Raw genomic sequence first — 8,078 nt, forward strand, 5'->3', positions numbered from 1 at the left:
TGTTTGTGTGAATACTTACAGTTTACCCCAATGAAACGCTATGAGTTTTTTTGTTGCACTATATTTTACAATTTATCCGTCAAAAAAACCGCGATTTCTCGCGGTTTTAATGAGACAAATCCTAGATCTTAGTCTTCTTTTTTGCGTTTAGCAAGTCCGAATAATGAGAGACCTGTCAAAGCGCTAAGAATAGCAAGACCAGTTTTAGAAGTTTCCTCAGTACCAGTTTCAGGAAGAACTGCTGTTTCATCAGATGGATTGATGAATTTAGTTTCCTTAGTTTCTGGAACTGGTTTTGGATCTGGAGTTGGAACTGGATCTGGCGTTGGAACTGGATCTGGAGTCGGTGTTGGAGTTGGTGTAGGAACCGGAGTTGGTGTTGGAGTTGGTGTCGGCGTTGGTGTTGGTGTCACCGTCTTCTTGTAGATGTGTTGAGTATTACCGTTCTCATCTACAATTGTCTTCACAAACTCGTAACCTGGAATATCTTTCTTCGGTTGCTCACCATCTTCTGTTGGATAACCAGGAATTGGATTTCCATTTTCATCTACGTGTGAAGTTGTAACTTTCTCGTAGACGTGCTCTGTATCACCATTAGGTAATTTCTTGGTTTCCACAAAGCGGTAACCTGGAATTTCAGCTTTTGGCTCTTCTCCATCAACTGTAGGATATCCCGGGATTTCCTTACCTTCTTTATCAACAAACTTAGTGATTGGAAGAACAGTCGGTGTATAAGTTGCAGAAGCTTTTGTTCCGTTCACATCTTCACGAACCACTGTCACTGCTGGTGCAGTACCAGTAAATTCAGGTTCTGGTTTGAAGGTTACTGTTCCGTCTGGTGCTACTGTGTAAGTACCAACACCTGGAATAGTCTTAGTAGTTGATCCATCTTCAAAGGTTGCTGGAACTTCGTCATTCATTGGTACACGGCTATCACCTTCTGTGAAGCTTGGTTTACCTGTTTGAGTTGCACCCTTCTTACCAATTGAAGTTACTGGTTCTGCTGTTGGTGTAACTGGTGTTACAGTTGGTGTGTAAGTAGCGGTAATTGGTGTACCGTTCTTATCAACACGTTTCACGGTTACGCCTGTACCTGTACCTGTGAATGATTTCTCTGGTACGAAGGTTACTGTTCCGTCTGGAGAAACGGTGTAAGTTCCTTCTCCTGGAATAACTTTAGTTGTTGAACCATCTTCAAAGGTTGCTGGTACATCATCATCCATTGGTACACTTGGGTTACCAGGCGTGAAGCTTGGTTTACCTGTTTGGGTTTGACCTTGGATGTCTGTAGATGTTGCTGGCTCAGCTGTTGGAGTCACAGGAGTTACTGTTGGAGTGTAAGTTGAAGATACTTTTGTTCCGTTCTTATCTTCACGAACAACTGTTACTGCTGGTGCAGTTCCAACAAATGATTTCTCTGGTACAAATGTCACTGTTCCGTCTGATGCTACTGTGTAAGTACCAACACCTTCAACTGTCTTCGTAGTTGAACCATCGTCAAATGTTGCTGGAACATCGTCGTTCATTGGAACACGGCTGTCACCTTCAGTAAATACAGGCTTACCTGTTTGAGTTGCACCTTGCACATCAGTAGATACTGCTGGGCTTGCAGTTGGTGTAACAGGTGTTACAGTTGGTGTGTAAGTTGCAGTAACTGGAGTACCGTTCTTATCAACACGTTTCACTGTTACGCCTGTACCTGTTCCTGTGAATGATTTTTCTGGTACAAAGGTTACGGTTCCATCTGGAGAAACGGTGTAAGTTCCTTCACCTGGAATAACTTTTGTTGTTGAACCATCTTCAAAGGTAGCTGGTACATCATCATCCATTGGGATTGCAGGGTTACCAGGTGTGAAGCTTGGTGTACCTGTTTGTGTTTTACCTTGGATATCTGTAGATGTTGCAGGTTCAGCAGTTGGGACAACTGGAGTGATCTTCGGTGTGTAAGTTGTTTCAGCAACTGTTCCGTTTGTATCTTTACCTTGAACCTTAACTGGAACCACATCACCTGAGTAAGATTTATCAGTTGGTGTGAAGGTAACAACACCTGTTTCTTTATCAACTGTGAAAGTACCAATTTCTTTACCTTCTTGTGATTTAGCAACTACAGATTCTGCTGGTTGACCATTTTCATCAAGAAGAGTAATGGTATCTTTGTCAATTGGTGCAACTAGGTCACCTTCGGTGAAGGTCACAGTTCCAGTTTGAACCACACCTTGAGGTGCTTCTGATGTAGCTGGAGTTGCTGTTGGGGTTACTGGAGTCACAGTTGGTGTGTACTTAGCAGTAACTGGAGTACCGTTCTTATCGACACGTTTAACCGTTACGCCTGTACCTTCTCCAGTGAATGATTTTTCTGGAACAAATGTTACGGTTCCGTCTGGAGCAACTGTGTAAGTTCCTTCACCAGGAACGGTCTTCGTAGTTGAGCCATCTTCAAATGTTGCAGGTGTATCATCATCCATTAGAACATTTGGATTACCTGGTGTGAAGGTTGGTGTACCTGTTTGCTTTTGACCTTGTTTGTCAGTAGATGTTGTATCTTCTGCAGTTGGTGTTACTGGTGTTACGGTTGGTGTATAAGTTGCAGAAGCTTTTGTTCCGTTCTTATCTTCACGAACCACTGTTACAGCTGGTGCAGTTCCGACGAATGATTTTTCTGGTACAAATGTAACAGTACCGTCTGCTGCTACTGTGTAAGTACCAACGCCGTCGACAGTCTTAGTCGTTGAGCCATCGTCAAATGTTGCTGGAACATCATCGTTCATTGGCACACGGCTATCGCCTTCAGTAAATACAGGTTTACCAGTTTGTGTAGCACCTTGGATATCTGTCGTTTCAACTGGTGTTGCAGTTGGTGTTACTGGTGTCACAGTTGGTGTGTACTTCGCTGTGATTTCAGTACCGTTCTTATCCACGCGTTTCACTGTTACACCTGAAGCAGTTCCAGTGAATGATTTTTCAGGAACGAAGGTTACTGTTCCATCTGGAGCAACTGTGTAAGTTCCTTCACCATCGATAGTCTTCGTAGTTGAGCCATCTTCGAAGGTAGCTGGAGTATCCTCATCGATTGGAACATTTGGATTTCCTTCGGTGAAGGTTGGTTTACCAGATTGTGTTTGACCTTGGATATCTGTCGATGTTGCATCTTCAGAAGTTGGGACAACTGGAGTAATCTTAGGTGTGTAAGTCGTTTCTACTGTTGTTCCATTAGTATCAGCTGCTTGAACCTTAACTGGAACTACATCACCTGAGTAAGATTTATCTGTTGGTGTGAAAGTAACTACACCTGTGTCTTTATCAACTGTGTATGTACCGATCACATCACCTGCTGGTGATTTCGCTTCTACTGATTCGGCTGGTTGACCATTTTCATCAAGAAGAGTAATGGTATTCTTGTCGATTGGCGCTACTTCATCACCTTCAGTAAAGGTTACAGTTCCAGTTTGAACCAAACCTTGAGGTCCAGTAGATTCAGCTGGTGTTGCAGTTGGAGTTACTGGAGTTACGGTTGGTGTGTATGTTGCAGAAGCTTTGGTTCCGTTCTTATCTTCACGAACAACCGTTACGGCTGGTGCTTTACCTGTGAATGATTTCTCAGGAACAAAGGTTACCGTTCCGTCTGCTGCAACTGTATAGGTACCAACGCCATCAACAGTCTTAGTTGTTGAACCATCATCGAAGGTTGCTGGAACATCATCGTTCATTGGCACGCGGCTGTCGCCTTCAGTAAATTCAGGCTTACCTGTTTGAGTTTGACCTTGCTTACCTGTTGTTTCAACTGGTGTCGCTGTCGGTGTGACTGGAGTTACTGTTGGCGTGTACGTTGCAGAAGCTTTAGTTCCGTTCTTATCTTCGCGAACAACCGTTACGGCTGGTGCTTTACCTGTGAATGATTTCTCTGGAACAAAGGTTACGGTTCCGTCTGCTGCTACTGTGTAGGTACCAACGCCGTCAACAGTCTTGGTAGTTGAGCCATCATCAAATGTTGCTGGAACATCATCGTTCATTGGCACACGGCTGTCGCCTTCAGTAAATACAGGTTTTCCAGTTTGTGTAGCACCTTGAATATCTGTTGTTTCAGCTGGTGTTGCTGTTGGAGTTACTGGTGTCACAGTTGGTGTATAAGTTGCAGAGGCTTTGATTCCGTTCTTATCTTCACGAACAACCGTCACTGCTGGTGCAGTTCCGACGAATGATTTCTCTGGAACAAATGTAACTGTTCCGTCTGCTGCGACAGTGTAGGTACCAACGCCGTCGACAGTCTTCGTAGTTGAACCATCATCGAAGGTTGCTGGAACATCTTCATTGATTTCAACAGTCTTCTCAACGCCATCTACTGTTACGGTTCCACCCTTGAATTCAGGTTTACCTGTTTGAGTAGCACCTTGAATATCCGTTGTTTCAACTGGTGTAGCTGTTGGGGTTACTGGAACAATTTCAGGTGTGTAGGTTGTATCCACCTTGATGCCGTTTGAGCTTTCAGCTTGAACCTTAACTGGCGTTACTTTACCAGTATAAGATTTGTCAGTTGGTGTGAAAGTTACTTGGCCAGTTGCTGGATCAATTGAGTAAATACCGATTTCAGTTGTACCATCTTCAGCATAAGTTGGTGTGCTTGTTACTTCATTACCATCGTTATCCAAAAGAGTGTAGCTGTTATCTTTAATCGTAATCGCTTTATCTTGACCATTTACTTGAACAGTTGTTCCTGCAAAGGTTGGTGTTCCAGTTTGTGTCGCACCTTGGATATCTTTAGATGTAGCTGGATTAGCTGTTGGAACAGCTGCTACAACTTTTGGTGTGTAACTTGCATCTGAAGTGATGGTTGAAGTCTTACCGTCTGCATTGGTAATTGTTGCAGTCGCTTGGACTTTCACGCCAGTTGCAGTTCCGACAAAGTCTTTTTCAGGAGTAAAGGTTACTGCTCCTGTAGTAGGATCGATTGTGTAAGTTCCTTCACCTGCTACTGTTACTGTTGTTTCATCGGTTGGTTGACCTGTTGCAGGGTCAATCAATTTCTTACTTGTGATTTGAGTAGTCTCATCATCACTCAAAGCAAATGTAGGAGTCTCTGTTTGAGGAACATTTTGAATCTCTTCAGAAACTTTATTTGTTGGAATAAGAGTGACTGGGTTCACCGTTGGTGTGTAAGTCGCAGATGCTTTGCTTCCATTCTTGTCTTCACGAACAACGGTTACTGCTGGTGCAGTACCAGTAAAGCTTGGGTCTGGAACAAATGTAACAGTTCCGTCTGGAGCTACTGTATAAGTACCAACGCCATCAACTGTCTTAGAAGTAGATCCATCATCGAAGGTTGCTGCAACATCATCGTTCATTGGTACACGGCTGTCTCCTTCAGTGAATACAGGTTTACCAGTTTGTGTAGCACCTTGGACATCTGTTGAAGTCTTATCAACTCCTTCAATTTCCGTTGGTGTAACAGTTGGGATATAAAGACCATCCATAGTATTCAAAACAGTATCTACATTGGCTTCATCAGCTGGGAATTTTGTTGACCAACCCGTATCGTAGCCATTGCTGTCTGTACGACGGATAGAGATACCATCTGCTGTTCCAAGGAAGTGGTCTTCTGGGATGAATTCCACATCTACATCTTTACCATTTGCGGTAATCTTATATTTACCTTGGCCTGGCACGACATAGTAGCCTTCAGCATCCAAAGTAGCTTTGTTTCCATTTGCATCTACAATGTATGGTGCCACTGTTTCATCAATTTTTGCTGATTCTGTCAGGCTATACCCTTGTAAACCACGAGCGGTAAAGGCTACAGTAGCTGTTTGTTTTGCACCTTGAAAGCCAGTTGTTTCTTTAAATTCCCCTTTTGGTGGGTGGGTGATTTGAGTCTTGAAGTCCTCAACTTCCCCTGACAAGGCCATACCCGTTGGACTTTCAATTTCTTTAGCATTCTTAGCGATACGAATCCGAACCCCCAATTCATTGACACTAGGATCAATATAGGTTTTACTCTTTGTAAAGCTTAACGTAGCCGTTCCATCTTGGGTAATAGTTGTTAAATCAGAACGTTCATCTTCATCGAAGGTTCCGTTTTGGTTGAAATCTATCCAACCATAGATGTTAGCTTTTGCTGCTCCATCCGTATGAGCTTCCACTGAAATCGTGTAATTACCTGGACGTGTCCGGTCCATCTTGATCAGCTCATTGGTTTTTCCTTTGAGATCATTTGGAAGTAATTGGTCGATGCCTTCATCCGCAGTGGTCGCCTTGTCATCACCAGTCCAATCAAGCGTATTGTTTTCATCCATATCAGGGCTTAAGTGACCTAGATAAGGTTGAGATACTTTTTTACCTGTAATTCCATCTACAGTTGCAATTGAATGAACTGCCTTACCATATGATTCAGGCGCATCTCCTTCATCAAGTGGGAAGAAACCAAGCATAGCAGATTGTTTACCTGAAGATGCGATATATAATCCAATTTCAGAAGCGCCACGTGTCATTACCATAGGTACGGCAATCGTGCTTGCAGAAACGTTAGGACCAAATACGCCTGTTCCTAAACCACCTGTCTTCAAGTCTGCGCTTCCATAGTATTTCCACGCTACAGTTTTACCTTCTTCACCCACACCAGTTGCTCTACGTAAAAGGTTTAAGTTAAGTCCATTAATGTTAACTCCATCAATATTTACAACGTTATTAGGTTTTGTAGGATCGAATAAGTTATTTGTATCTTGAGGAACATAGTTTTTCGTATTTGGGTTATTATTTTTTAACCATTCCCCAACATGTTGCCAACCTGAACCGTTTGTAGTGAAGAGTACTAACTCACCTGGGTTAGCTGACTCACCATCCGCCATGACAATAGCAGGTTTGACCGCTTTCCCGCGGAAGGTCGCAGAAATTTCAAACTGAACACCGATATTTCCACCGTTGAATTCTGAAGAAATCGTAGTTTGTTTAGTACCAGTGTCGATCCCTTCTTTACGGATTTCAGTCCATCTATTTTGTGGATCCGCAATTACTTTTGCTTCTTCTTTATTATTAAAAGCAGCTTTTGTTGTTGGATCATTAATAGAGTTGATATATCCATTTTTTGCATTTGGATCATAGGTTGCTTTTTCTGCTTCTGTTGCTCCTCGCTCTTCAAGACGTTTTTTATAGAGTTCAGTTGCTTGGAATGGTTTCAAAGACTTAACCTTGATGGTAACTACATAGCCTGGCATTATTTCCTTAGTATAGGTAGCACCAACTTGGAGTGCAAGTTTGCCATCTGAAGTTGTCGTTGTACCTGTCCAGTTAGTCTTATCCCCAAAGTCCAACCATGAGATTTGACTCGCCAAATCCGCTGCTTTTATATCTGTTGTGAAGCCAGGTTTTTCAACTTTTGGAGTTGAAGTTGCATCTACAACGTCATCGCCAATCAAGTTTGGATCATTTGGGTCACCAACAGCACGACGAGTACGACGGCGAGAAGTGTTGGCTGTCTCTTCCGTTGCTACAGTATTGTTAGTAGTTACACCTTGTCCAGCTGAAAGGGTTGTTTCTTCTTTTTTATCTGTAGTTGTTGAAGCTGCTTCTACTGCCTTATTTTCTGGTGTAGCAGCTTCCAAGCTTGGTGTTTCGGAAGTAGCTACTGCAGTTGATGTTGCTGAAGCTGCTGTACTCGTGTTGCTTGCTTCACTAGTTGAAGCCGCTGTTGAAGTTACAGCTGGGCTTGCTTCATAAGTTGTTGCAGCTGTACTTGTTGTTTCAGCTGCTGAAGTAGCTGTTAAAGTTGCGGGCGCTTCTGATGTTGTTGCAACAGTTGCTGGGTTCTCTGCGTTTTCATCGGCTGCTACGCTAGAAGCTGTACCAACCATCACGAGTGTTCCTAAAAGGACAGAGCAAACTCCGACATTCAATTTACGAATCGAGAATCTGCTAATGCGATCATTAAATAAATCCTTGCCCATTATAATCCTCCATATTTATTTACAATTAATAAGCTAATTTATTGGCCTACATTTTAAACCTTAAATATTCGCCCTGTTGTAAAATGAAGTGCAACACAAAAGACACGTTCATCTGATATACTAGAATTGCGAAAAACAGCATAA

Annotated in this window: 1 protein-coding gene; it reads right to left on the minus strand. The window is 42.8% G+C overall.

Annotated features, from left to right (window positions below; translation table 11 throughout):
- Positions 1-128 precede the first annotated feature (128 nt).
- The gene (locus K1J10_RS09510) at positions 129-7,934 is read right to left on the minus strand and encodes a CshA/CshB family fibrillar adhesin-related protein (protein WP_223357091.1); all 7,806 of its coding nucleotides are present in this window, start codon (positions 7,932-7,934) and stop codon (positions 129-131) included.
- Positions 7,935-8,078 lie beyond the last annotated feature (144 nt).

The sequence above is a fragment of the Streptococcus australis genome (genome assembly GCF_019930045.1).
Taxonomy (GTDB): Bacteria; Bacillota; Bacilli; order Lactobacillales; family Streptococcaceae; genus Streptococcus; species Streptococcus australis_D.

Coding starts and splice junctions, on each gene's coding strand:
- K1J10_RS09510 (WP_223357091.1), bottom strand. CDS start 7,934: ATGGGCAAGGATTTATTTAATGATCGCATTAGCAGATTCTCGATTCGT.